At 40.0% G+C, this 23,113-nt stretch carries 19 protein-coding genes; 13 read left to right on the top strand and 6 right to left on the bottom strand.

Features of this window, described 5'->3' with window-relative positions:
* Position 1: 1 nt before the first annotated feature.
* Positions 2-1,072: an ATP-binding protein gene (locus tag AC504W_RS16620; protein ID WP_494873389.1), complete on the top strand. Its 1,071-nt coding sequence runs from the start codon at positions 2-4 to the stop codon at positions 1,070-1,072.
* Positions 1,073-1,077: 5 nt separating this feature from the next.
* Here AC504W_RS16620 and AC504W_RS16615 read toward each other — a convergent pair whose 3' ends face one another.
* From AC504W_RS16615 to AC504W_RS16605, 3 genes are all read right to left on the bottom strand, one after another.
* The gene (locus AC504W_RS16615) at positions 1,078-3,222 is read right to left on the bottom strand and encodes a tetratricopeptide repeat protein (RefSeq protein WP_494873388.1); all 2,145 of its coding nucleotides are present in this window, start codon (positions 3,220-3,222) and stop codon (positions 1,078-1,080) included.
* Positions 3,223-3,340: 118 nt separating this feature from the next.
* On the bottom strand, positions 3,341-4,018 hold the full coding sequence (locus AC504W_RS16610) for an alpha-ketoglutarate-dependent dioxygenase AlkB family protein (protein WP_494873387.1): 678 nt from the start codon (positions 4,016-4,018) through the stop codon (positions 3,341-3,343).
* 8 nt (positions 4,019-4,026) lie between these two features.
* Positions 4,027-4,833: a hypothetical protein gene (locus AC504W_RS16605; RefSeq protein ID WP_494873386.1), complete on the bottom strand. Its 807-nt coding sequence runs from the start codon at positions 4,831-4,833 to the stop codon at positions 4,027-4,029.
* A 264-nt stretch (positions 4,834-5,097) separates the two neighbouring features.
* On the opposite strand from AC504W_RS16605, the gene AC504W_RS16600 reads away from it, so the two are divergent.
* The 5 genes from AC504W_RS16600 to AC504W_RS16580 all read left to right on the top strand — a co-directional run bounded on the left by AC504W_RS16600 (position 5,098) and on the right by AC504W_RS16580 (position 12,153).
* Positions 5,098-7,143 carry an FAD-dependent oxidoreductase gene (locus tag AC504W_RS16600; protein ID WP_494873385.1) on the top strand — a complete coding sequence of 682 codons (2,046 nt, stop codon included), beginning with the start codon at positions 5,098-5,100 and terminating at the stop codon, positions 7,141-7,143.
* A gap of 282 nt (positions 7,144-7,425) precedes the next feature.
* On the top strand, positions 7,426-9,480 hold the full coding sequence (locus AC504W_RS16595) for a pentapeptide repeat-containing protein (RefSeq protein WP_494873384.1): 2,055 nt from the start codon (positions 7,426-7,428) through the stop codon (positions 9,478-9,480).
* Positions 9,481-9,591: 111 nt separating this feature from the next.
* Complete coding sequence (locus AC504W_RS16590) at positions 9,592-9,780, top strand: hypothetical protein (protein WP_190670631.1); 189 nt, start codon at positions 9,592-9,594, stop codon at positions 9,778-9,780.
* Positions 9,777-10,058 carry a type II toxin-antitoxin system RelE/ParE family toxin gene (locus AC504W_RS16585; RefSeq protein WP_494873383.1) on the top strand — a complete coding sequence of 94 codons (282 nt, stop codon included), beginning with the start codon at positions 9,777-9,779 and terminating at the stop codon, positions 10,056-10,058. Before AC504W_RS16590 ends, AC504W_RS16585 begins: the two co-directional genes overlap by 4 nt.
* Positions 10,059-10,167: 109 nt before the next feature.
* The gene (locus AC504W_RS16580; RefSeq protein WP_494873382.1) at positions 10,168-12,153 is read left to right on the top strand and encodes a potassium channel family protein; all 1,986 of its coding nucleotides are present in this window, start codon (positions 10,168-10,170) and stop codon (positions 12,151-12,153) included.
* A 55-nt stretch (positions 12,154-12,208) separates the two neighbouring features.
* On the opposite strand, the gene AC504W_RS16575 is transcribed toward AC504W_RS16580, so the two are convergent.
* Together AC504W_RS16575 and AC504W_RS16570 are read right to left on the bottom strand one after the other, a co-directional pair.
* Complete coding sequence (locus AC504W_RS16575) at positions 12,209-13,063, bottom strand: amino acid ABC transporter substrate-binding protein (protein ID WP_494873381.1); 855 nt, start codon at positions 13,061-13,063, stop codon at positions 12,209-12,211.
* 308 nt (positions 13,064-13,371) lie between these two features.
* Positions 13,372-13,809, bottom strand: a complete 438-nt coding sequence (locus tag AC504W_RS16570; RefSeq protein WP_494873380.1) for a BON domain-containing protein — start codon at positions 13,807-13,809, stop codon at positions 13,372-13,374.
* Between the two features lie 434 nt (positions 13,810-14,243).
* On the opposite strand from AC504W_RS16570, the gene AC504W_RS16565 reads away from it, so the two are divergent.
* Positions 14,244-14,588 (top strand): DUF760 domain-containing protein, encoded by a 345-nt coding sequence (locus AC504W_RS16565; protein WP_096578142.1) that lies wholly within the window; start codon positions 14,244-14,246, stop codon positions 14,586-14,588.
* Positions 14,589-14,688: 100 nt separating this feature from the next.
* Here the strand turns inward: AC504W_RS16565 and AC504W_RS16560 are convergent, their stop codons facing one another.
* Positions 14,689-15,183, bottom strand: coding sequence for a pentapeptide repeat-containing protein (locus AC504W_RS16560; protein ID WP_494873379.1), 495 nt, complete (start codon positions 15,181-15,183; stop codon positions 14,689-14,691).
* 130 nt (positions 15,184-15,313) lie between these two features.
* Here AC504W_RS16560 and gcvT point away from each other — a divergent pair, with 130 nt between their 5' ends.
* From gcvT to AC504W_RS16530, 6 genes are all read left to right on the top strand, one after another.
* Positions 15,314-16,429 carry a glycine cleavage system aminomethyltransferase GcvT gene (gene gcvT / locus AC504W_RS16555; protein ID WP_494873378.1) on the top strand — a complete coding sequence of 372 codons (1,116 nt, stop codon included), beginning with the start codon at positions 15,314-15,316 and terminating at the stop codon, positions 16,427-16,429.
* 175 nt (positions 16,430-16,604) lie between these two features.
* On the top strand, positions 16,605-16,991 hold the full coding sequence (gene gcvH / locus AC504W_RS16550; RefSeq protein ID WP_096578136.1) for a glycine cleavage system protein GcvH: 387 nt from the start codon (positions 16,605-16,607) through the stop codon (positions 16,989-16,991).
* 114 nt (positions 16,992-17,105) lie between these two features.
* On the top strand, positions 17,106-20,003 hold the full coding sequence (gcvP, locus tag AC504W_RS16545; RefSeq protein WP_494873377.1) for an aminomethyl-transferring glycine dehydrogenase: 2,898 nt from the start codon (positions 17,106-17,108) through the stop codon (positions 20,001-20,003).
* A gap of 177 nt (positions 20,004-20,180) precedes the next feature.
* A complete protein-coding gene (locus tag AC504W_RS16540) occupies positions 20,181-21,152 on the top strand; it encodes an AEC family transporter (RefSeq protein WP_494873376.1) in 972 nt (323 codons plus the stop codon).
* A 331-nt stretch (positions 21,153-21,483) separates the two neighbouring features.
* Positions 21,484-22,395, top strand: a complete 912-nt coding sequence (locus AC504W_RS16535) for a M23 family metallopeptidase (RefSeq protein ID WP_494873375.1) — start codon at positions 21,484-21,486, stop codon at positions 22,393-22,395.
* Between the two features lie 120 nt (positions 22,396-22,515).
* Positions 22,516-23,049 carry a late competence development ComFB family protein gene (locus AC504W_RS16530; protein ID WP_494873374.1) on the top strand — a complete coding sequence of 178 codons (534 nt, stop codon included), beginning with the start codon at positions 22,516-22,518 and terminating at the stop codon, positions 23,047-23,049.
* Positions 23,050-23,113 lie beyond the last annotated feature (64 nt).

Raw genomic sequence — 23,113 nt, 5'->3', positions numbered from 1 at the left:
AATGAATAATATTACCCAAAATACAAGTAATATTCCCAGATATCCCCCAGAATTTAGACAAATTATTAACGCCAAAAATCACAAATTTGTCGGACGTGAATTTGTCTTTGCTGCTATTAACAACTTTCTCAACCAATATGACCGGGGCTATTTTACTATTATTGGTGAGCCGGGAATTGGTAAGAGTGCGATTATTGCCCATTATGTTAGCCAAAATCCCGGAACTATCTATTATAATGTCGAAATTTTGGGTAAAAGTCGCGCTGAAGAATTCCTGGCGATGGTTTACAATCAATTAATAGAAATTGCTCAAAATCAAGGCATTAAAAATATACCTGCTGATTTGATTGAATCTACCGTAGAAGATAGTAGTTTTTTATCGTTGTTACTGCAACAAATCAGCGACAAATTAAATTTTCAACAAAGATTGATTATTACAATTGATGGTTGCGATAGAATTGATATCAACAATCAACCACGCGGATCAAATATTTTCTATTTACCCCGCTACTTACCAGAAAAAGTTTATTTTATCCTCACTCGTCGTCCTTTTCTAACAGATAAATCAGGTTTATTAATTGAAACCCCATCCCAATCTTTAGATTTATCAGTGTACTTAGAAAAAAATCGTGCTGATATCCAAGAATATATTAAAACTTATTTAAATGAATTGTGCCATTCTGATGATAGTCTGAGTGCAGAGAAGAATTTTGAAGATATTTCACTTAACAATGATGAAACAAATTTTATGTATGTTAGCGAAATTTTAGCAGCAACTAATAAAGACATTTATCCCCCAAACTTACAACTCTATTATCAAAATCATTTAGAAAAGATGAATTTAGCAATTTGTAAACAACAAACAATGGCTTTACAGGTGTTAAATATATTAGTTCAAGAGCAATCAATACCAAGAGAAATTATAGCGTCAAGGTTAGATACAGATGAATATGAAATTAAGGTAATTTTAGATCAGTGGCACGAGTTTCTACATTTAAAATCAATAGCTAAAGAAATTTATTACAGTCTTTATCATGTTAGTTTTTGTAATTGGTTAAGGCAACAAATTTAGTCTAACTAGCTAGTGATTAACTGCTGAAATCTTTCATTATTGGCAATTTCATCAAAATCAATATCATCCGCTGCTTCTTCTTTATATCTGGGATTAATTTCAATTGCTTGTTGCAGACATTCAATTGCTAATTCGGCTTGTTTTTGCAGTGCATAACAAGCTGCTTTGTTGTAATAAGCGATCGCATAATCTGGTTTAATGGCTATGGCTTGATTAAATGCCGCGATCGCATCATCATCCAGCCCTAATCTTACCAGCGTATAACCGCGTTTATCCCACAGTTTCGGAGATTCTGGTTGAAATGTTAATGCTTGCTCAAATGAAGCTAATGCTTCTTCGTATTCATCCAGTTCGATGAGGGATAGACCACGATTTAACCAAGCAGTTGCATCATCGGGTTTGATTTTGGTCGCTTTATTAAAACAAGCAAAGGCTTGCTTATGCTGGCGGAGATTACCGAAAGCTACGCCGCGATCGCACCACGCTTGATGGTAATCTGGTTGCAACTTGATAGCTTGATCATAAGAGGCGATCGCATCTTGATAACGCTTTAATCTAGCGAAAGTTAAACCACGTTTCAACCAAGCAGTTGCATTCTCCGGCTGGATTTTGACTGCTTGATTGTAGCAGGCGATCGCTTCTTCATATTGCTTTTGGGCAAATAAATCATCACCCTGTTGTAAATCAGCTTCTACTGATACTGGCGGTTCTGGAGTTTGTTGTTCTTTTGATTCTGTAATTTCTTGCAGAATTGACTCTTTACGTTGTTGAGCATCTAATTGTAAATCCGAAAGTTGCGCCACAAATTCCGTTTCTAATTTTTCCAGTTTTTCCAGAATGAATAACTTTTGTTTTTGAGCATTTACCTGTAACTCTGAAAATTGTGCAGCAAACTCTAAACCCGATTTTTCCAAATTTTCGATAATTAAATCTTGACGATTTTGGATATCTAATTGTGCTTCTGCTTGTAATTTTTCCAGATTTTCCCATAAAATCTGTTTTTGTTGCTCATACTCTGATGGCAAAATAGAAAGTTGAGATTTCAGACTATTTGCTAATTCTATGATATTATTCAGAGTTTTATCTTTTTGTTGTTCAGCATTTACCCTAATTCCCGCCAACTCTGAGATAAACTCTGTTTGATTTTTGACCAATTCTTCAAGTAAGTTATCTTTACGCTGCTGACTTTCAGAACGTAATCCTGATATATGTAAATTAAAGCTTTGTTCTAATTCGGAAATATTGTGTTTAGTTCTATCTCTTTGTTGTTCAGCATCTACCCTAATTCCTGCCAACTCTGAGATCAAGTCTGCTTGAGATTGTAACAAACCTTCAATTAAGGTATTTTTTTGCTGTTGAACATCCGATTGTAGATTTGTAATTTGAGTTATGAAATCATTTTTAGACTTTTCTAAATAGTCCCAAGTTAAATGCTTGTGTTTTTCAGTGCCTAATTTGATTTCGGAAATGTGCGAAGCAAAATCAGATTCTAAATTCCCTATATTCTCTAAACTTATATCGCGTTTTTGTGCAGCAGCTAACTGCAACTCTTGTAATTGATTACTAAATTCAGATTCTATATGTTCTATATGCTTTTGCAGGTGCTTTATTTCTGTTTCTAAGCTGGATAATATACTATTTTTTGATTGCATTAAATCAGCAGAAAAAGTAGATAAATTATCTTGTTCTTGTTGTATCTTCTGCTGTAAAGCTGCCGATTCATTTTCTAATTCTCGATTGATTTTTTTGACTTCTTGAATCAAATTTTCGGCTTCTTGCTTAACAATAGTTATCTGATTTTGTAAATTTTCTATGCCTTGTAGCTGTCCCATTGCTCTGTCAACAATTTCTCGAATTGCGACTCGCCGTAACAACCAAAATAAAGCAATTACAGCGACAGGAAATAGACTGAGTATAACTAACCAGACATTGAGCAAAATATTTGTCTGATTCAAATTAGATGGAACTTGCTTCCGCAGTTGGTTTAATTCTTCCCGTTCTGGAGTTGAGAGTACCTGCGCTACAGTTTGTGCTTTGGCGATGGGTGGTATAGTTTGTCCACTAGCCAAACCAGCAGACAGCAGCAAGGGTGAAAATGCGATCGCGCTTTTCAAGACTAATGCTAAAACAAATTGATTCTTGCTGTACATCACAACCATCTCGATGAGTTTGTGCCTTTTTCCAATCTATAACAGAATTTAGTTATCGGTTGTATGTACTCACTGCACAATAGCTGAGTTTCTCAAGTTGATTTGTAACTTAAGAAACTCAGTGGAGAGGAAAAATTACCCTGAAAGTCAAATTTATTCTGGGTTCAACCTTTTTTGACGTTTTTGGAATTTGGTGTTGCCAAAAATGCTGTGTTGTACCAGCCATGAGCAGAAAACTGCCATGTGTTAGCTCAACTTCAGCTTTCAAATCTTTGTTGTGCTTGTGTCTGAACATAAACCTTCTCGCACCACCAAAGCTGACAGAGGCAATTACAGGATTTTTACCTAGTTCTTTCTCTGCATCCGTATGCCAAGAAATGCCATCATTTCCATCGCGGTAAAGATTAAGTAGAACACTGTTAAATTGTATTTCTATAACCTTCTCAATGCGCTCTTTTACTTTTAGCAATGTTGGTGTCCAAGGTTCTGGTTCCAGATGAATACCTGAAAATGTATATGAGTGTTCTTTGTCTCCATACCATGCTGTTTTTCTCGGCAAATTTACCTCTTTGCCATAAGCATACATACTATCTTGTCGCCATTTGATTTCATCTTGCAGCAAGCGAAAAAACTCATCACTTTCTTGCTGACTAAAGAAACTGCGATAAAAAGTAACTTCAGCATCTGGCAGAGATAATTTTTTACCCACTATCTCGTCATTTGCTTCATCCTTAACATTAATAAACCCTGAGAACAAGTCTCCTTGAATAAAACTTGGAGAAATTTTACTTTTCATATTATTCCTTAGTATTCTGGCAAGTTTACCGTGAATTGTATCTCATACCTATCTATTTTAACCATCTCATATCTTTTAGTTTTAACGTAGAAAACTTCACCATCAATTGATTCATTTGATGTTACTGAGTTTGTAACTTGACAAGATTGTAAAAATAACTCATGAAATTTATTTAACCTATCTTTACGATGATTACCTGGACTTGTACAAATAATGCGATTTAATCCTTTGAAAGAATTAGTCATTAATCTATATAGTTGTTCTAGATTAAATGCTTCTACATCAATGATATTGGAGAAAATGTGAATTTTAATAGTATTTTGGTCTGAAACTAAATCACTAGAATTTAAATCATCAATATACTTGTTAACTACTCTTAGCATAGTTGATGTAGAAAGATTATTTTGAAACATTTGCTTAATAAAATAGCAACCACGATTTAGTGCTATTGAAGATGGCTCTATAAGGGTAATTGATGTGATATTGGGTTTGATACAATATTGAATGAAATAGTCAATCAAAACGCAAGTTGCAAGTGCTTGTCCACATCCCCAATCGATAATTTCTATATTTTTACCATCAGTGTAGAGAAAGTTAGTGCAGTCAAATGCAGCACAAAGCTTGTGAAAATGATGTCCACCATAACAAGCAATGTATCGGTCACATTCTGTTTCGTTACATAACACTGCTGTGCCGCGATCTAAACCCTCAAACATACTAGGAACACTTGCTATATGTCTACATTTTTCGACACAAGACCTGTAAATACTATCAAAAAATCTTATTTGGGCTGTCTCTATGTTTGGAATGTTCATAAAAGGAATAGTAAATGTACTGCTATCTCTTGTTAAAATTGTTGCTGAACAAGATTAAAAAAGTGTACAGCAGTTTTGAAAAAAAGGGAATATAAGCCCACTTGTCTTGAAACTGATGTGATTACAAAGGATAAATGACAGCCAAATGTTTCCGATATAAGAAGGCAAATATTAGCCTTCAACTATCTACAGTGACTTGTGGTGAACATTTCGGAAATGGTACCGTCTACAAGTTGGCACAGGAGTTGAAAGAGTTCTCAAATCATGAAGCGCAGACGCATAGTAGCTGGTTTTCAAGCAACACTCTTCAGTCTTAGCTTAGTCTCAACATATTTTTTACCTAACTCTACTATTGTTGCTGCACCGCCGAGAACGCCAGATCAAACAGTAAATTGCGAGATGTTAGTAGTCGGTGGTGGACTTTCTGGGGTAGCCACAGCTTACGAAGGGTTACTAGCAGGCCGAACAGTGTGTTTAACAGAAATTACTGATTGGTTGGGGGGACAAATTTCTTCTCAGGGGACATCTGCGTTAGATGAACGACCAACCCAACGCGATCGCCAATTCTATTCTCGCGGGTATACTGAATTACGCAACAGGATTCAACGCCATTACGGCAAACTTAACCCTGGTGAGTGTTGGGTAAGTGACTCTTGTTTTTTACCCCGTGATGCCCACACAATTCTGATACAGATGCTCAAAGATGCAGAAAAAAAGGGCAAAGGGAAATTGCAATGGTTTCCTAATACTGTAATTAAGGAAGTAAATATTAATTCTAGTGGGAAAATCATTGATGGTGCGATCGCCATTCAACATCAAGCAGCTAAAGGCGCACCACCCCTCAACACCTTTACCCTAGCGCAAACATTTAAAGATGCTTATACCTACCAAAACTCATCTCGCTTGAGCAAAAAGATTATTCGCTTTGTTCCCAAAGTTAGCAAAAAATCCACCACCAGCAATTCTCCCCAGTGGTACGTTGTTGATGCAAGTGAAACTGGCGAAATTATTGCCCTAGCAGATGTTCCCTATCGTTTGGGTATTGATGGGCGTTCTTTCCTCGAACCTTCTGCTTCCAGCACCAGTAATGATCCTTACTGTACTCAAGGTTTTACCTATACCTTTGCAATGGAGGCTACTAGGGAACCACAACCCCAAACAATGCCCCCATTCTATTTACAGTATTCACCATATTTCAGCTATGAATTAAAAAGATTAGCCAACTTTGGTTTAGTTTTTACCTACCGCCGCATCTGGAACCCCACCCCCGGACAACCCACACAATTCAACGGTGTGAAATTTACTGCACCCACCCCAGGAGATATCTCTATGCAAAACTGGACTTGGGGTAACGACTACCGTCCAGGTACTGCCAAAGATAACTTAGTTTACACTCGTCAACAATTGCAAGCCGCGGGACAGTTAAAACCAGGCGGTTGGATGGGCGGACTCAGGACAGAAACCCTCCGCAAAGGTGAAGAAAACGCCTTGGCATATTATTACTGGCTAGTCGCTGGAACTACAGATTCTCAGTTAGGCAAGGGTGTAAAAGAACCGCAAACACGAAATCGATTGCTGACAGGCTTAAATTCACCAATGGGAACGGTGCATGGCTTGTCAAAATATCCCTATATGCGAGAAGGTAGGCGGATAATTGGTCGCCCTAGTTGGGGACAGCCCCAAGGCTTTACTATTTGGGAAGTTGATATTTCTCGCCGCAACTACAACGATGAGTACTACCGCAAAACTTTAACTGCGGATACTTATCGTCAGTTAAAAGCGACACTGGCAGGTTTAGAAGCTGCATCAGTAATTACTGGGCAAGTCTCACCAGATAAAGCATTACGCCGCAGCCGTTCGACAATTTACCCAGATGCTGTAGGTATTGGTCATTACGCCATCGACTTTCATCCTTGCATGGTGCAAAGTCCACCAGAAACCCCAGGTAACAAAGAACGTCCCGGCGAAAGACGCGGCGCAGGACAAGCTTATCCATTCCAAATTGCGCTACGGGCAATGATTCCCCAAAAAATTGATAATTTAATCGTTGGTGGTAAAAGTATCGCTACTAGTCATATTGCTTCAGCAGCTTATCGGGTACATTCCTTTGAATGGTCTTCTGGTGCTGCGGCGGGAACTGTAGTAGCTTTCGCCTTAAAAAATCATATTGCACCATACCAAATAGTGGATGATTTACCCAAACCAGAACCACAACTGCAAGCATTGAAACGCTTGTTAGAGCAAAATGGCAATCCTACTGCCTTCCCTGACACCTCAATATTTAATCAAAACTGGGAAGATTGGCGATAGTTACTTGAGGATTGGAAATGAGAAAGATGTTTCTTTAATTTCCAGTCCTTATTTAAGATGAGTGCGATCGCGCCATATCATATCCAGCAGATTACTTATGATATATCATTGCGAATGCAACGCAGTGGAACGACGCGATCGCAATGAGTCTGCGTTATGAGACTCGGAATTTATTTCCAAGCGGGACAGATACGCTCAACCAAGATTTGTGTAAACTCAGCACTCTTAAGTTTATAGGCTAAAGCGTGTAGTAAAATTTGCCTAAGTGCGTAAAACTACATAATGGCTTTAGACTTCTCTGGTCAAAATCTTCGAGGGCGCAACTTTAAAGAACAAGACCTTACGGGTGCAAATTTTAGCTATGCCGATATTCAAGGCGCAAACTTTAGCGGTGCTAACTTAACAGGAGCAAACTTTAGCCACGCCAAAGCTGGATTTCTCAAATATTTAGCGATTCTATTAATTCCTTTTTCATTCCAACTTTCAGTAACTTTAGGAATTTTCTGGACTTTCAACGGTTACTTTGTATCGTCAACATTTATCTTATCTCGTACAGAATACCAGCCAGTAGGCTGGGTTATTTTGCTCATATTGATTGCTTTCTACTTCTTAACAATTCGTTTGGGAGTAGCATTCGATTTAGGAGTCGGAGCCTTTGCATTTACTATAGCTACAGCATTCATAATAATTATCAGTGGCGGAGATAGCTATTTCAATTTAGGTGTAGCCATTGCCTCTGCTGGATGCTTTGCCTTAGTGTTTGCGGGAATAAGCACATTTGGACTAGTCATAACCCTAGCCATAGTAGAAGCAGCTACTGGAGTATTAGCCATAGCTGTAGCTGTAGCCTTAACTGGAGTAGCTACTGGAGTACTAGTCTCAGTTAGTAAATTATCTCTATCTAAAGTTGCAACAGCAGCCTTTGCCTTAGTTGGAACTTTACTAGACATTTACATCGCTTGGCAAGCGATGAAAGGAAACGAAAAATATTCTCTAGTTCGTAATTCAGCTATTGCCTTTGCAGCTATAGGTGGTACAAGTTTTCGTAACGCTGACTTAACCAATGCTGACTTCACCAAAGCCACACTCAAAAGCACAGATTTCCGCAACGCTAATCTCACCCTTACTTGTTGGCATCAAGCCAAAATGCTTGACCGTGTTCGCCCTGGTAAAACCTATCTGCAAAACTCACAAGTTCGTCAACTGTTAGTTACCGGACAAGGACAAGACAAAAACTTCGATCGCCAAATCCTGCGGGGTATCAACTTCCAAAAAGCTAACCTAGCAGATGCCAGCTTTATCGGCGCTGACCTCAGTGAAGCTAATTTACAAGATGCTGATTTATCCAGAGCCAAACTTAAACAAACCCAACTAGACGCAACCGATTTCACAGGCGCAATTCTCACAGGTGCATTCATTGAAGATTGGGGTATTACAAATGATACTAAATTGCATGGTGTGAGGTGTGAATATGTCTTTATGCGTTTACCCACCAAAGCCAACCCCAACCCCCTCCGCAAACCCGATAATCAACAAGAAGTCTTTCAAGACGGCGACTTTGCCGAATTTATTCAACCAATTTTTGACACCCTCGACCTATATCACAATCAAGGCGTTGACCCTCGCGCCATTGCTATTGCGTTTAAGAAATTAGCAGAAAATCATCCCGAAGCTCAGTTAGAAATCGTTGCAATGGAGAAACGCGGCGATGATAAATTATTACTCCGCGCCAAAACTGCGGCAGATGTTAATAAATCGCAACTGAGTGCTGAATATTTTGCAGATTATAATCAACTCAAAGCTTTATCTCAAAGTCAACAATCATTACTTATAGAAAAAGACGATCGCATTCGTAGTTTAGAAACGATGCTGACAACTGCTCTCAAGCAGCCCAAATATTATATAGAAGGAGATAATGAAGTGTCTGATATTAGCGGCATTAGTATTCAAGGCAGCAGTAATGTTAGTGGTATTGCGGGTGGTGGTTCTGTTGCCAACTTAGGAACAATTAGCGGCAATGTCAATATTGCCATTAATGAGTTACCCGATTCCCCCAATAGTGAGCAACCAGGAATTAAAGAATTACTCACACAATTACAAGCGGCAATTTCCCAATCTTCAGAATTATCTGATGAAGACAAAGCCGAGGCTTTAGAACAAGTCAAAACCTTAGCCGAAGCAGGCCAAAATCCCCAAGAACAGACCAAGCAAAAAACTGCTAAGACAGCCATCACCATGTTAAAAGGTTTATTTTCTGGCTTACCCGCCGTCGCCACATTGGTAGAAGCCGCAAATAAATTATTACCTGTAATTTCTAAACTATTCGGGTTGGGATAATTCTGGAGGCGCAGATACCCGACTTCTTGAAGAAGTCGGGTATCTTGGGGAATGTGATGAGGCAATTGCGATCGCCTACAATATAGACATAAAGCGATTGTTTAAAGATATATGGAAAAACTAAACATCAAAGAAGAAGCAAAAAAATTAATTGAGCAATTGCCTGATAATTGTACATGGGATGATCTAATGTACGAGATTTATGTCAGACAAGTAATTGAGGCTGGACTTGCTGACTCTCAGGCTGGTAGAGTAACTTCTGTACAAGCAGTTAGGGCAAAATTTGGACTACCAGAGTGAAAGTTTTTTGGACAGAAACAGCTATAGAAAACTTATCAGCTATCTACACTTACATTTCCCAAAACTCACCACAATATGCAGCAAGGATAGTAGACCGAATTACCAGACGTTCGGAACAAATTTCTAATTTTCCTTTATCTGGCAGAATTGTGCCAGAGTTTGAAACTGAGCAGATTCGTGAAGTAATTGAAGGTTCATATCGAATTATTTATTATATTAAGCCCGAACAAATAGAGGTTTTGGCTGTTATACATGGCTCGCAGCAATTCATACAGTAACCGTAGGGTGGGTACTACAATGCCCACCCTACAAACTAATAAAAGAATTAATTTTTTTCAACATTAATTCTAAAAAAGTAAAATAAAATCTGCTGACTATCATCCAAATATGGGACAGAATGCAACAATAGATCCGAACTTTTTCTTAGTTTGTGGACTGGGCAGTTTAGGGCAATATTGCGTATCTGTGCTGAAGGAATTTGGAGTTAAAGTCAATGCAATTGAAGAGATAAATACTCAAACTTGGGAAATTCCTGAATTACCAGATTGTATAGATAAATTAGTCACTGGTGATTGTCGCCAACCAAAAATATTAGAACAAGCAGGAATTAAACAGTGTCGGGCAATTTTGATTGTAACAAGTGATGAGTGCGTGAATATAGCCGCAGCATTTGCTGCGCGATCGCTTAATCCGCAAGTGCGTTTAGTTATCCGTTCCGCCCAAGATAACCTGAATGAGTTACTACAACAAAGTTTGGGTAATTTTATCGCCTTTGAAGCAACGCAATTACCAGCTAATAGTTTTGCTTTAGCCGCATTAGGCTGTGAAACCAGAGGATTTTTTAATTTAAATAACCGTTTACTGCAAGTGTTCGGAGTACACATCAATGGTTCCCATCGTTGGAGTCATTGTTGTCTTTCCGAAGTTAATACCAGCCATCGCCGTGTACTTGTCCACGCCAGAGCCGGAAAACCTCTAGCCAAAGGTTTCTATCAATGGAAACCAGATGCTAAACTCCTTCCCGGAGACTCTATTTTTTATGTAGAAGCAACTGAAAATTTCACTACTCATTCCCCAAAACAGATGAACACATTTGGACAATCCTGGAATGAGATTGTCACTGAGATAAAATGGCAAAATCTGCACCACAAATTAACTCAGTTTTGGGAAGAAAGTACTCAAACCCGTCGAGTTGCTTTTATTGGCGCATTATTTTTGGTGATTTTGTTCTTGTTAGGAACACTGCTTTATAAATCACAGTATCCCGAAATGACCTGGCAAGATGCGCTGAATGTGGCTTTGGTATTGAGTCTCGGTGGCTATGGTGATTTATTTGGTCAGCAAAAAATACCTTTTGTAATTACATGGTGGCTGCATTTATTTAGTATTACCATGAGCGTTACTGGTACACTGTTTGTCGGCATTCTCTATGCTTTAATGACCGAACGTGTTTTATCTGCAAGATTTCAGTTTTCTAAACGTCGTCCCCCCATTCCCAAAACAGACCATGTAGTCATAGTTGGGATGGGAAGAGTTGGTCGAAGAGTCGCCGAGTTGTTGCAAGAACTCAAACAACCCTTGGTAGGCGTAAATACCAAAGACATTGAACCAGGAATCTTGCCCCAAATGCCTTTGGTTTTAGGAAACATTAACAGTGCTTTAACTAAAGTTCATATTCAAACTGCCAAAAGTGTCATTGTCGTAACCGATGATGAAGTGACAAATTTAGAAATTGCCTTAAAAGCACGCACCGTCAACCCAAAAGCCAACTTAGTCATTCGTACCTTTGACCCACGTTTTAGTGAAAATGTGGCAAACCTGCTACCTTATGCGAGAGTTTTGGGAGTGTATGAATTAGCCGCCGAGGCTTTTGTAGGTGCAGCATTTGGGGAAAATATTGTAAATTTATTTCGTTTAGATAACCAAACAACTCTTGTTACCGAATATCAAATTGAAGCTGACGACACCCTCAATGGCAAATTAATCGCTGATATTGCTTATGGCTACGGACTAGTGCCAATTTTTCATCTGAGAGCGAACCAATATACACCCAAGTTTATGCCCTCTGATGATATGAAATTAATTGTAGGCGATCGCTTAATAGTTTTAGCCACCATTGAAGGGCTACAAGCAGTCGAACGCGGAACCATCAAAACAGGTAAATGTTGGGTGCGAGTCGCAAAAACCATTTCCCCAGAAGCCACCTTTGAAGGCGCAGCCGTGATTTCACGCGTCACTGGTTGCGATATGCAGCTGGCGAGAACTTTAATGAATCAAATACCCGCCACTCTGCAACATCCCCTCTACCTACACCAAGCACATCGTTTAGTACATGAATTGAGTAAATCTCAAGTTTCCGCCTATATTGAATAGTGCTGAGTGCTGAGTCATATATTTTTCCCTACACTCTAAACCCTGACACCCCTAATTAAAACTCTCTTTTCGGAATTTCCTCACGAAATTCAATCACTAATTGCATTGTTTCCACAGTTAAATCGCGTAAATCTCGATTCAGAAAAACTGCACCTTGCGGCCCGAACCAACGGTCAAAAATAGCCACATATTGACTATCGTCGTTGACAAAGCCTTGCATGAACTTGACCAGGGAATAATTTACAGCGTCGAGGAACTTAGAATTATCCTCTGGAACCATACAGGCTATACCTTCTCGTGAAAAAGGTCTATCAGGTGCGATCGCAAAATTATCAGGATTTTTGGCCTTTTGCAACCATCCCTCCAACAAAATACTATCGGATGCAAAAGCATCTATTTTGCCTTGTTCCAAAGCCGCATATCCTTCTGCACGGCTTTTCAAATACACCAATTTAGCTTGGGGTTGCGCCTGTCTAATGGCTAATTCATTTGTAGTTTGCGCCAAAACACCAATTCGTTTACCAACCAACGACTCAGCCGAACCAAGATTACTTCCTGATTTCACTAATAATTGCGTTCCAGTCACACCATAACTCACCGAAAAATCAACTTGTTTATCTCGTTCCCAAGTAAAACTACTAGCATCACAAACAATATCAACTTCGCCCTTAACTATTTTGGGAATTCTCTGTGCAGGAGTCACGCCAACTAGTTTTAATTGAATTTTTTTGCCTAATTGTTTTTCTAATTGTTGTTTAATCAAATTCAACATATCTACAGAATAACCAGTCAGCTTACCTTGGTTATCTGTGTAAGCAAAAGGCAGTGCATCTTTACTGGTACCCGCAGTCAGTACCCCTGTACGCGCAACTTTTTGCATCACAGTCTCGGCTGTAGCAACATTAGGCATAATTGCCGCCAACGCGAGACTAATCACAGGGAGAGCGACTTTAGTATATTTAGTTATGTTTATGAATCCAGATAAGCACTTTAAATCAAAACTTTTATTCACAGCACCCTCACATTTAAACCTTGGGTTAGCAACAATCTGTTGTGATGCACAAAATACAGTAATTATCCCTGTCAAATACAAATTAATTTAATCCGGTAATGATTCTTTACTTTGATAAATTTATCAAATAATCAATAGCAAATATCAGCAATAAAAAACAGGACTTACAGAGATTGTAGTCCTGTTAAACTGATTTTTAGCTAGATTTAAATTTTGCTTGGTACTAGCACTTTTGCTTCTACTTTCACACTCTTCACACCTTGGACTTCTTTAACTAATTTTTCTGCTTTCTGTAATTCTGTACTAGAAGCAGCAGTACCTTTAATTACAATGTCACCTGCTTTAGCTTCCACCTCTAATTGATTGTTTGGTAAGTCTGCTTTCAGCTTTTTGGTAACTTCCTTTTTTAATTCACCCTCAGATTTTGTAGTTACAGGAGTATTTTTTGTTTCTGCTGTTTTTTCAGTTGCAGTTTTAGGTGTTTTATCTGTCGTTTGAGTAGTCTGTGAAGCAGGTTTTACTGATGCTGGGGAAGATTCATTATTAGTGCTAGGTGTTTTAGCAGCATCTTTAGGAGTTTCTTGACAACCAAAAGCACCAACTAACAGAATGCTACTGATGATAAACGGAACTAACTTTTTCATTTCTGTCTCCAAATTGAATACTTGTAGCGGTCAATAGAGATAGATGCTTTTCTGAAGAGAAAAATTCAAACACAATCAATGAGGCTATAGCAAAACGGCTAAAGTCAGCAGCCGTAAATTAATATGCAAGTTGCCAGCTATTAACAAACTGTAGATGCCAAGATAATTTTACAGGGTATATCCTGTGCCATCTAATAACGGTTTTATGATGTTATCAAATTAATTATCTACTTGCCTATAATTCGTCAAAAATTTATATAAAATATAATTTTGCCCTAGTTGGTTTTGATACATTATGTACAAAAATACTCTTGTGAATGACTGGCTTACTCTATGTAGAAAAAACCATAATTCTGATGTTCGGTTAATCTGAATTTCTAAATTTAGAATAATTGATAAATTCAATATAGTGAAGCGCAACAGAAAATAATCCTATGAGTAATATTTCCCATCATCAGCCAGATAATTTTATGCCAGCAGATGCTAATAAAAATCAGTTTTGGCAATATGTTCAATCTCTAAATCGAGATACCGTTGTCCAACTATCTAAACCAGACTCGGCAGAAGTATTACAATTAATTCAACAGGCTATTGTGGCCATGTTGGGCAATTTACCTCATGACAGATTTAATACTGTTATTACTACTAACCGTGAAGAATTAGGTAAATTATTAGGTTCGGCGATGGTTGATGGCTATTTTCTCCGTAACGCCGAACAAAGATTTCAAATAGAAAGAAATCTTCAGATAACGGATGACAAAGCTACAAATCCAGAGTAATTCCAAACATCCGAAATTTGATACATGATTAGACTTCTCTGCGTTGTGGAATTTGTATTTAGTAACCCTCCCAAATCTCAGGAGGGTTATTTTTATAACTTTACTTACAACCTAAAGACTCGCGTGTATCTGCACTAGTTTTAGAATTGACACCACTAGCTTTAGCGCAGAGTTTTTTAATTTCCGTTTTATCTAACACTGCATTAGTGAAATCTGCACCTGTAACCTCAACATTATCAAAAGTCGATCGCAGCATCATTGCATCTGTCAAAACTGCATCACTTAAATCAGCGTTTTTGAATCTGGCTAGATAAGCTATGCCATTGCTAAAATCTACACCGTGCAGATTCACCCCTTCCAGAACAGTACCGTTAAACACGCCGCCACGTAAGTCAGCATTGCTAAAATTAGCATTCTCTAAATCAATGTTGGTAAACTCACTCCCAATTAAACTTTGACCAGAAAAATCTTTTCCCTTAACTTCATCTCCCGCAGAACGAGTAATACTCGAAGAACTCGCAGCCTCGGCCGACAAGGGAAATAAAAATAGAACCATAGCCAAAGCAAAACTAGCTAGTATGCGGAAATATTTCATAATGTATTCTTAACAAATCTCAACACTTCTATAAATAACATTACTAGGTTGAAGTCTGAAGGGTGAAGTCTGAAGTATAAAATTTCTGCCTTGACTTAGGATATATAGATGTTGAAGAGCATAACTACCTGTGGCTAATCAAGAAAACATCGCCGCATCCTTGGCGCGAACTCCTTTATATCAACTGGGTGTAGAACTCAAAGCCCGCCTGACCAGCTTTGGTGGTTGGGAAATGCCTGTACAATACAGCGGTATCACCAGCGAACATGAAGCGGTGAGAAATGCTGCTGGGATGTTTGATATTTCCCACATGGGCAAATTTACCCTGGAAGGGAAAAAAGTCATTGACCAACTCCAGGGTTTAGTACCTTCAGACTTGAGTCGCTTACAACCTGGTCAAGCCCAATATACAGTATTGCTCAATCCCCAAGGGGGAATTATTGACGATATTATTGTTTATTATCAAGGTGAAGAGAAAGTGGCGATCGTTGTCAATGCAGCGACCACAACCAAAGATAAGACATGGCTATTACAAAACCTCAATTTAGATGAAATTCAATTTCAAGACCTCTCACCCGAAAAAGTTTTAATTGCCCTGCAAGGGCCACAAGCTGTTAAATTTTTCCAGCCATTAGTAGAAGCAGACTTACAACCAGTCAAAGCATTTGGTCATTTACAAACAACCATCCTTGGTAAACCCGCCTTTATCGCCCGTACAGGTTACACCGGGGAAGATGGTTTTGAAATCATGGTAAACCCAGAAGTAGGCATAGAATTATGGCGTAGTCTCTACAACGCTGGTGTCGTTCCCTGTGGACTAGGTGCAAGAGATACCCTGCGCCTCGAAGCCGCAATGGCACTTTACGGCCAAGACATCGACGATAACACCACACCCCTAGAAGCAGGTTTAGGGTGGTTAGTTCACCTTGATAGTAAAGGTGACTTTATTGGGCGGTCAGTCTTAGAACAGCAAAAAGCTAACGGAGTGCAACGCCGACTCGTCGGTTTACAAATGCAAGGACGTAACATCGCCCGTCACGGCTATCAAGTTTTATCAGCAGGTCAAGTCGTTGGGGAAATTACCAGTGGTACTATCTCTCTAACACTTGGTTATCCCATTGCCTTGGCTTACGTTCCCACTAAACTAGCAAGTGTCGGCCAGCAGATAGAAGTAGAAATTCGCGGGAAAACTTACCCAGCAGTTGTAGTCAAACGCCCCTTTTATCGCTCAAAAACTAAAAAATGAAAGATCAAGTGACAATTTACTACGCGTAATTTCACTTCATACTTTCTGCTTCATGCTTTGCAGTTTTTAAGGAATAATGTGTTGTGAACTACTCAATCTACAGTAAAGCTCATAATCAAAGATGACCTGCATTACTGTTGGGCAATAATTTTTTTGATATTGGAGAGTAAGTGATATGTCTAAATATCCTGTTGATTTGAAATACCTAGATAGTCATGAATACGTACGCCTAGATGGTGAAACTGCTACTATCGGTATTACTGAATATGCCGTAAACCAATTAGGTAGTATTGTCTTTGTAGAATTGCCAGAAATTGGCACTACTGTTGAGAAAGGTGAAGAATTTGGCACAGTTGAATCAGTGAAAGCTGTTGAAACACTATATTCACCAGTCAGCGGTACAGTCGTAGAACGTAATGATATTGTAATGGATGATCCTGAAGTCCTATCAGATGACCCCTATGGTGAGGGGTGGTTTTTGAAAGTGCGCGTTAATGACCCCAGTGAACTTGAAGATACTTTGACTGCTGATAATTACAGCGCCTTGGTAGAAGGTATGTAAGAAGTGTGAAGTGTGAAGTATGAATTTCATACTTCGTACTTTTCCTTAAATGCCAACTTGTTAAAAGAATTTTTTATTGCAAAATATTAAATAGTAGCGTCCGGAGTTCGATTTGTGGTATCTCATGCACCTCAAACCAAGTCTACCATCCCAGCAAATTCACCGTCCTCTATTTTTGTTCAGCGACATATAGGCCCTAACACCGATGAAATTCAGCAAATGCTGAAATTTTTGGGTTTTGCCAGCCTAGACGATCTAATCGATCGCACAGTACCACAAGCCATCCGATCGCAGCAAACGCTACAATTACCCGACGCACAAAGTGAGTACGCAGCCTTAGCCAAGTTAAAAAACATTGCTGCTAAAAATCAAGTGTGTCGTTCATATATTGGTATGGGATATTACGGCTGCATTACACCGCCTGTAATTGGTCGTAATATCTTAGAAAATCCCGGTTGGTATACTGCTTACACTCCCTATCAGCCAGAAATTGCCCAAGGACGGCTGGAAGCATTGCTGAATTTTCAAACTATGATTATTGACTTAACAGGTTTGGAAATTGCCAACGCTTCATTACTAGATGAAGCCACCGCCGCCGCCGAAGCAATGAGTATGAGTTATGGTGTCAGCAAAAATAAAGCCCATACCTACTTTGTTTCCCGTGACTGTCATCCCCAAACCATTGATGTGTTGCAAACACGGGCGAAACCTCTGGGAATTAACATCTTAGTTGGCGACCATCAAACCTTTGATTTTGCTGAACCGATTTTTGGGGCAGTGTTACAATATCCTGCCACCGATGGCACTATTTACGACTATCGCGCCTTTATCGACAAAGCCCATGAAGTAGGCGCATTAGTTACAGTCGCCGCTGATCCTCTCAGCTTAACGTTACTTACACCACCAGGTGAATTTGGCGCTGATATTGCTGTGGGTAGCACACAACGATTTGGTATTCCCTTGGGGTTTGGGGGGCCTCATGCGGCGTACTTTGCTACTAAAGAAGAGTATAAACGCCAAGTTCCAGGGCGCATTGTTGGGTTATCCAAAGATGTCAACGGTAAGCCTGCATTACGTTTAGCGCTACAAACCCGCGAACAGCACATTCGCAGGGAAAAGGCAACTAGTAATATTTGTACCGCACAGGTGCTACTGGCTGTCATGGCGGGTATGTACGCCGTTTATCACGGGCCAGAGGGACTGAAGAATATTGCTGAGAATATCCACAAGCTAACTTTCATCTTGGCAACAGGATTAAAGCGTCTGGGTTATAAGATTAGTTGTGAAAATTTCTTCGATACCCTGCGAGTAGAGTTAGGCACACACAGCCTAGAAAATATTCTTGCAGGATGCCAAGCCAGAAATATTAACTTACGGATTTTTGATGAGACATCTGTTGGTATCTCTTTAGATGAGACAACTACCCCAGAAGATTTAATCGACCTGTGGCAAATTTTTGCGGGTAAAGATGAATTACCCTTCTCTATAGAAGCATTAACTAACTCAACTTCGGATATTCTTCAACTTCGCCAAAGCAGCTACCTCACCCATCCTGTCTTTAACCGCTATCACTCCGAAACAGAGTTGTTGCGTTATCTGCACAAACTAGAAACTAAGGATTTATCGCTAACTACATCGATGATTCCTCTAGGTTCCTGCACAATGAAGCTGAATGCAACCGCCGAAATGATTCCGGTGAGTTGGGAGGAGTTTGGCAAGATACATCCCTTTGCACCGCCATCGCAAACGCGGGGTTATCAAATTCTGTTCCAGCAACTTGAGGCGTGGTTAGCGGAAATTACTGGGTTTGCTGGAATTTCGCTACAACCAAATGCTGGTTCCCAAGGTGAATACGCTGGACTTTTAGTAATTCACGAATATCACGCCAGTCGAGGCGAAGCACACCGCAACATCTGTTTAATTCCCACCTCCGCACATGGAACAAACCCCGCCAGTGCGGTAATGTGTGGCATGAAGGTGGTAGCCGTTGCCTGTGATGGTGACGGTAATATTGATGTAGATGACCTCAAAATCAAAGCAGAAAAGCATAGTAGTGAACTCGCCGCTTTGATGGTGACATATCCCTCAACTCATGGTGTGTTTGAGGAAGGTATTCAAGAAATTTGTGCGGTTGTGCATCGCCACGGTGGACAAGTATACATGGATGGGGCGAACATGAACGCCCAGGTCGGGTTGTGTCGTCCTGGCGATATTGGTGCAGATGTTTGTCACTTGAATTTGCACAAAACCTTCTGTATTCCTCACGGTGGCGGTGGCCCTGGTATGGGGCCAATTGGTGTCGCCTCCCATCTAGTACCTTTTTTACCTGGACACGCTGTAGTTCCTCTCAATAAATCCACTCAGCACTCAACAGGCGCAGTCGCCGCCGCACCTTGGGGTAGTGCCAGCATTTTGGTAATTTCTTGGATGTATATCGCTATGATGGGGGCGACTGGTTTAACAGAAGCTACGAAAGTGGCAATTCTGAATGCTAACTATATTGCCAAGAGGCTTGAAAGCTACTACCCAGTGTTATACAAAGGCAAAAATGGCCTGGTTGCCCATGAATGTATTTTAGATTTGCGATCGCTCAAAAAATCCGCCAACATCGATATTGATGATGTTGCTAAACGCTTAATGGACTATGGTTTCCATGCGCCGACTGTCTCTTGGCCTGTGGCAGGTACTATCATGGTGGAACCCACAGAAAGCGAATCTCAAGCAGAATTAGACCGTTTTTGTGATGCCCTCATTGCTATTCGCCAAGAAATCGCCGACATCGAATCAGGCAAAATGGATGTTGAGGATAATCTCTTGAAGAACGCACCTCATACAACCGAAAGTCTCATCGTTGGGGACTGGACTCATCCCTATTCCCGCGAACAAGCCGCTTACCCCGCACCTTGGACACGGGAATCTAAATTCTGGCCTAGTGTTGGTCGTATTGACGCAGCTTTTGGTGACAGGAATTTTGTTTGTTCTTGTTTGCCTATGGAGGCATATTCAAATTAAATCAAGAGTCAGCATACAGAATTCAGAATTCTCTAGGTATCTAGGGGTTGTCTGTATGGGAAAAGATGTTGCCCTAATTTCCTTCTGACTCCTGAGTTCTTTTCTCATAAAGAGCGCTGTGCTGGCATACTAACAACAGCATTCTTTTTGACACCTCAACCAAGGTGCCACTCTACCATGATTGACAGTCTGATTCATGCCTATACTCCTTTTCTCATTTGGGTTGGGATAGGATTACTAGGCTCTCGGCTAATTCCAGATAGTTTCCTTAAGTGGCTTGGTAATGGGTTGTATTGGGTGGGAGTGCCATTACAAATTTTAGTTTTGGCGCGTCACACTGATTTATCTCATGGTCTCGTCATACCCGGAGTGGCAGTTGGAGTATTATTGCTAAGTCTGGTTTTAGCGTTGTTGATTTGGCAAGCTTTACAATGGTTCAGAAATCGAAAACAACAGCCAGATTTACCAAACTCGGACTTAGCAGTAGATATGTCTTTGATGCAAGCCAGTTTGGGCAGTTTTATTCTAGCTGCCATTCTAGGTAATACAGGTTTCGTCGGACTCACACTTACTCAAGTACTAACTAGTCCAAGAAACAATGACTGGGCAGTATTATTCAGTGTTACCAACAATGTTATCGGTACTTATGGAGTTGCTGTATTAATTGCCAGCTATTTTGGCAAGAGCAAAATCAACAACAACTGGTGGACTCAGTTACGGGATTTAGTCACAGTTCCCAGCTTGTGGACATTTTTTCTCGGCTTGAGTACTCAATTTATTGAATTACCAGCAGTAGTTGAGACAGGATTAGAACAAGCTGTTTGGGTAGTTATTGCCTTAGCTTTGTTACTTGTTGGTCTGCGACTCGGTACAATCACGGGCTGGAAAAGTTTGAAAATTGCTTCAATTGCCAGTGTTCTAAAAGTATTTGTTGTACCTGTATTAGTAGGATTAGGCGCTACCTTTTTAGGTGTTACTGGTGAAGAACGGCTAGTGCTGGTGTTAATGTCTGGAACACCCACAGGGCTTTCTGTACTAATTTTGGCAGAAGTGTATGACTTGGATCGAAACTTATTAGCCAGTAGTATTGCCTTGACGTTTATCGGATTATTTCTGGCGCTACCTTTGTGGCTTGTCTGGTTTAGCTGATGGGCTACAACAACTTTGATAATTTTTGATACAACTTTTAGTGAGACTTTGAATGTTAGGACACTATAGTGTATCGGAATCAGCCAGGGTTTGAGCAAAAAATCTCTCAAGCCTTTCAGACAGCCTAATTTTTGCTTAACCAGATATATTATTTAATTTAAATGAGTGATGATCATTGGCGATCGCATCTAAGATGCTTATAGCTTATTCTTTTAGAATCTTTATTGACATAATATTATGGGGTTCAAAAATTTCTATGGTGCTTAGGAAGCCCTAGCGCTGATCATCTAGTCCGTGTGTTTACCAAAGTAAGGAATCATATTATATTTTTATGTCTATCGAGAATCGCGCTAGAAATTCTCAGAATTGGCCAGTAAGTCGCCATCCTAAAAATCTTTTCTATGGGATATTTGCATCTTTACCCCTACCCCTAGCCTTGGCATTACCAGCAGCTGCTTTGCAAGTGCAGTTATCTCCCAGTAATCCGCAGTTGGGAGATACCCTGTCTGTCATGATTGATGTCAATCAACAAGATAATCAGCAACCAAAAGTAGTAGTAGGCGAGAAAACCTATCCAGCTTTTGCCGTTTCCCCCAATAAATATCGTGCTTTGATTCCTACAACTCCACTGGAAGCAGCTGGAAACAGAACATTGAAAGTCGCGGGAGATGGCCAAGTACAGAACTTAACAGTCAAATTGCGATCGCGCAAATTCCCTGTACAACGCATTACTCTATCACCAGGCAAATCTGCTGATGGAGCCACAGAGTACGAACTCAAGCGTGTAGCAGCTTTCAAAGCCTTGCAAACACCAGAAAAATATTGGAACGGTAAATTTATCGCCCCCAGTAAAGCCCGGATTAGTTCAATCTATGGCGTACGTCGTTACTATAATGGTAAATTTGCAAAGGATTATTATCATCGGGGTGTTGACTACGCCGGAGCCGCAGGTTCACCTGTAACTGCGCCAGCATCTGGGCGAGTTGCTTTAGTTGGTACAGTATCTCAAGGCTTCCGAGTTCATGGCAATGTAGTTGGCATTGATCACGGTCAAGGAGTGACCAGTATATTTTTGCACTTAAGTCGCATTAACGTTAAGGAAGGCGATTTTGTCAAAGCTGGTCAATTAATTGGCGCAGTCGGTTCAACAGGTGCTGCTACAGGGCCACATTTGCACTGGGGTTTATATGTCAATGGCCAATCTGTTGATCCAGTACCCTGGCGAACACAAGTTTTTGAATAAAAAATGTGAATTAAATAGTGCGTGTGCATAATTTGTAGATTATGCACCGATAATTGGGCAAGATAAATTGGATTTGTACCGTCCTTACCTTACTTGGGTGGCTTAAATAAGATGAGCGTTATGAGTATTGAGAAAATTGTAGAACAAGCTCTCCAGGATGGTTATCTCACACCCGCAATGGAAGCAGAAGTTGGGCGAATTTGTGATAACGCATCGGAACTATCAATAGAAGAGTATATGGCTCTGGATCGATTAATGGGAGCCTTATTAACTGGTGAGGTAGTGGCGGTACCTCGCAAACAATTTATCAACGTTATGGAAGAATTGGTCTTGACTGAAGCGATCGCCCGTGTCGCCGAAATTGAAGCTACCAGCGAAAGTTCTCTAGATGTGGGTGATATCGCCGCTTATGCTCTCAACCGCTTACCACCTTTATATGCAACCACAGAAGAAGGTGCTAACTACCAACGGATACGTGCCAAAGCCGATCTACAAGAGTTGATTTCTCAACAAGTAACTGAAGCAATCGGTCGTAACCTTGACCAACCCAACGACAACAAAACACCAGTTTTAGCTAAAAACACTGGTAATGAAGTTCTTAAACAAGTTAGTACCTTACTCCAAGTTTACGCCCCTAGCTTTGAGCAAAAATGAATCTTGGTCAATAGTCAATAGTCAGGATGTTTTGACGATGAACGTTTGACTATGGACTCTTGAC

It is taken from the genome of Nostoc sp. C96 (assembly GCF_059384975.1).
This window is presented reverse-complemented; position numbering and strand designations above follow the sequence as displayed.